At 31.3% G+C, this 2792-nt stretch carries 8 protein-coding genes; 1 reads left to right on the top strand and 7 read right to left on the bottom strand.

The window, feature by feature from the left end; all coding sequences use genetic code 11:
• Positions 1-16: 16 nt before the first annotated feature.
• Entirely contained in the window at positions 17-262 is a 246-nt protein-coding gene (locus JCM16418_RS23175; RefSeq protein ID WP_036653774.1) for a helix-turn-helix domain-containing protein, read from the bottom strand.
• A gap of 207 nt (positions 263-469) precedes the next feature.
• Here JCM16418_RS23175 and JCM16418_RS23170 point away from each other — a divergent pair, with 207 nt between their 5' ends.
• Positions 470-694 carry a hypothetical protein gene (locus tag JCM16418_RS23170; protein ID WP_036653772.1) on the top strand — a complete coding sequence of 75 codons (225 nt, stop codon included), beginning with the start codon at positions 470-472 and terminating at the stop codon, positions 692-694.
• A 59-nt stretch (positions 695-753) separates the two neighbouring features.
• On the opposite strand, the gene JCM16418_RS23165 is transcribed toward JCM16418_RS23170, so the two are convergent.
• From JCM16418_RS23165 to JCM16418_RS25215, 6 genes are all read right to left on the bottom strand, one after another.
• Complete coding sequence (locus JCM16418_RS23165; protein WP_036653770.1) at positions 754-990, bottom strand: DUF433 domain-containing protein; 237 nt, start codon at positions 988-990, stop codon at positions 754-756.
• A gap of 47 nt (positions 991-1037) precedes the next feature.
• Positions 1038-1205, bottom strand: a complete 168-nt coding sequence (locus tag JCM16418_RS25220; protein ID WP_156327260.1) for a hypothetical protein — start codon at positions 1203-1205, stop codon at positions 1038-1040.
• Positions 1206-1432: 227 nt separating this feature from the next.
• Complete coding sequence (locus JCM16418_RS23160; protein ID WP_036653768.1) at positions 1433-1750, bottom strand: hypothetical protein; 318 nt, start codon at positions 1748-1750, stop codon at positions 1433-1435.
• 235 nt (positions 1751-1985) lie between these two features.
• Complete coding sequence (locus JCM16418_RS23155) at positions 1986-2192, bottom strand: hypothetical protein (RefSeq protein ID WP_036653766.1); 207 nt, start codon at positions 2190-2192, stop codon at positions 1986-1988.
• Between the two features lie 48 nt (positions 2193-2240).
• Positions 2241-2597 carry a hypothetical protein gene (locus JCM16418_RS23150; protein WP_036653765.1) on the bottom strand — a complete coding sequence of 119 codons (357 nt, stop codon included), beginning with the start codon at positions 2595-2597 and terminating at the stop codon, positions 2241-2243.
• The coding region (locus tag JCM16418_RS25215; RefSeq protein ID WP_036653763.1) for a hypothetical protein at positions 2594-2792 on the bottom strand (199 nt) is incomplete at its 5' end. The genes JCM16418_RS25215 and JCM16418_RS23150, both read right to left, overlap by 4 nt.

Raw genomic sequence — 2792 nt, 5'->3', positions numbered from 1 at the left:
GTCATAAGCTGCCCCCTTAAACATTTCTATTTTGATCCGCAATTAGTTTAGGCTCATCTGGATAAGCTTCTATGAACGCTTTATATCGTTCAACTTTATCTGCTGCCATATGATGTTTCTCATTTTCGTGCATTGATATTGCAGCGTGAGTAACTCCAACATATTTTGCAAGATCTCCCGATAATTTGATTTTCTTTTGAATACGCTTAAGCTTCCATGCTGTATTGTCGTCGTTGTTCAAGTGCTCAAATGTTAAATCCATGCGTTCATCTCCTCTTTATATTGCTAATATTACCATATTTACAATTGTAAAGTCAAAGTAATTAAATGCTATATAAACATTTTTTATTACTATTATTATATTTTTTATATTATACGAACATGTGTTTGCTAATTGTTAAATACCATGTTATCATGACTCTATTAATAATTATCCATCTTTTTCTAATAATCAACAGGAGATGAAACTATGTCAAAAAAGTTGTATGCTGCTGGTTTACTTGTAATACCGATTTATTTTCCTGTCTTAGATGAAAACAAATCAATACATTGTATTAAAAATATGTTGAATAGCAATACAATTTCAGTAATACATGGAGATATTCATACTTGGAATGGATCTTCTTATCCTTTAATTGCTAGAAGATGCAGTATTGAATGGACTGAGATTGTTTATGAAGAGGAATTAGTATAAAAAGAAAGGGGACATGTATCCTATATCATGTTCCCTTTAGTCTGTATCAAATGTGGATTTCACACACTTTCAACAAATTTGATTGCTTCTACTACTTCATCAGATGTGAGTTCAAAGTCTTCCATAATTTCTTTGATTGTTCCATATCTACAAATGTTTTCTGGTCTAATTCTTGTTCCTACGATGGTTGGTTCTCCTCCACAAACATCAATATTTATACCAATGTGATTATATCCGTCCACTAACTTCCACACACTAATGCGATCTTTTAAATGATCCATGTCATCAATATGCACAATACATGCTCTCCTTTATATACATAGAATACGAATTTTAAGCAGCTCTACAATCTTAATTGAGCAACATAATAACTATAGTCTGCATCTACATTAAGCTGCCTTTTCTTCTCTTCTGCCATGTTAAAATCATCAAACGTAGATTTTCCTTTTGCATCAGAATATATATAAGGAGTTCCATAGTGACTTACTCCAATAACCACGTATCTAAGCATCAGTGCACCTCTCTTCGAAATAGTGATTTTATTTACTGCTTACTAAGTGCCTATTATATATCTCTATGACTGCTAATATCTCATTACTAGGCTTCTTGGGTAGAACCTCTGACAAATATCCTGACGGCATTCGAAATAACATAGATAGTAAATCCTGTTGATAACAATTTATTTTTTCTTTCGATAAATTATATTTCATATTTTTCACCCCTATATTATTTTATATTTTAAATTGCTTGTTTATTTGACAACATTTCTTTAATGTATTCAAGAATATCTTGATCCTTTAGTTGTCTCATCATATCGTGGTAAAAATGCTTTGCGTTAGCATTGAGATCTGCCAATGCAACATCACACTCAGTATTATTATCTGTAATATTAACAATAATTCCGTACTTTCTAATATCAAAATGAAAAGTTAAGTCACACCATGTATGCTCATCAAGAATAGCATGTATATCTGCATCTGATAAATACTCAGTTGATTTTCTGACTCTATTAAAAACTGCATCTCTTTCTATGTAATTATATATTCTTCGATTCACATTAAACACATCCTCATCATATATTTTATTCGTAAATTTGTCTTTTATGAACTCGTTAACTCATCAATACATTCCTTTTGTAGTCTTACTTGTCTCACTAACAATTTAATCTTCTCGCGCAATTTATTATTTAGCTTTATCTGATGATAAAAAGCCAGCAACCAAGCTTCGTTGCAGCCATTTCAACAATTATATTCACTCCATTCTATTTATTCTATTTGAAAGATTATTTCATTTACTCTTCCATTAAATAAAAATTAAAATCGTAACTGTATTCACCATGACCAGTTACTGCTGCAATACTATACTCATCCCCTTCATTATCGATAATGATTAAGAATGGAACTCCATCTTCGTTAGTTTCTTCTCTGGCTACCGAATAAATATTGCTAACAGTAAAGTACGGTTCATGAGGAGCATGGCAGATTAGTTTTTTGCTCATAGGTTCTCCTTTCTTTATAAAGGGCTTATTTTACTAACTTTCAATTTACTACGAGATAAATAGATACCTAACTTCTTTTGATTCCATCAGATCACATAGCTTATTTAGGTCATTCACTAGTTGATCATGTGAAATGTTATCTATATATCCAGCCATGCGTTTATGATCTAAACTATACTTTTTGTCCGCAAACTTGCTTATTCCATTTCTAAATTCCTCTATTTCTCTCATGGTTACTCTACCTTCAAACTTAGTGATTTCTTTTCCAAAACACTCTCTAAAGATTGGTTGATATGCATACATGCAAGAGGTATAGAAAATGTGATTCTTCATCCTTTTTGAATTTTTGTCCGATAAACCCATAGCCCACTTTTTTTCACACTCCTTATGAAATACTTCTTTCATCTTATGATTTTTGATTCTCCGTACCAGCTCTCTTCTCTTTCTAACTCCTTCATTTCATAAGCATGCTTCATTTCTAAGTATTTTCTCCTATTGTGTTTAAGTAATTTAGAATGCTTATTCTTTAACTCTCGCTCTTCATTTTGATGTTTCGATTTTAATTCATCTAATTCCCTTCTAAGTAGTTTTTCACTTTCT

This window comes from Paenibacillus pini JCM 16418, from assembly GCF_000576305.1.
GTDB classification, from domain to species: Bacteria; Bacillota; Bacilli; order Paenibacillales; family Paenibacillaceae; genus Paenibacillus_AQ; species Paenibacillus_AQ pini.
This window is presented reverse-complemented; position numbering and strand designations above follow the sequence as displayed.

Bases quoted from the DNA above. Each gene is read 5' to 3' on its own strand.
- JCM16418_RS23175 (WP_036653774.1), bottom strand. From the start codon at position 262: ATGGATTTAACATTTGAGCACTTGAACAACGACGACAATACAGCATGG.
- JCM16418_RS23170 (WP_036653772.1), top strand. From the start codon at position 470: ATGTCAAAAAAGTTGTATGCTGCTGGTTTACTTGTAATACCGATTTAT.
- JCM16418_RS25220 (WP_156327260.1), bottom strand. From the start codon at position 1,205: ATGCTTAGATACGTGGTTATTGGAGTAAGTCACTATGGAACTCCTTAT.
- JCM16418_RS23155 (WP_036653766.1), bottom strand. From the start codon at position 2,192: ATGAGCAAAAAACTAATCTGCCATGCTCCTCATGAACCGTACTTTACT.
- JCM16418_RS23150 (WP_036653765.1), bottom strand. From the start codon at position 2,597: ATGAAAGAAGTATTTCATAAGGAGTGTGAAAAAAAGTGGGCTATGGGT.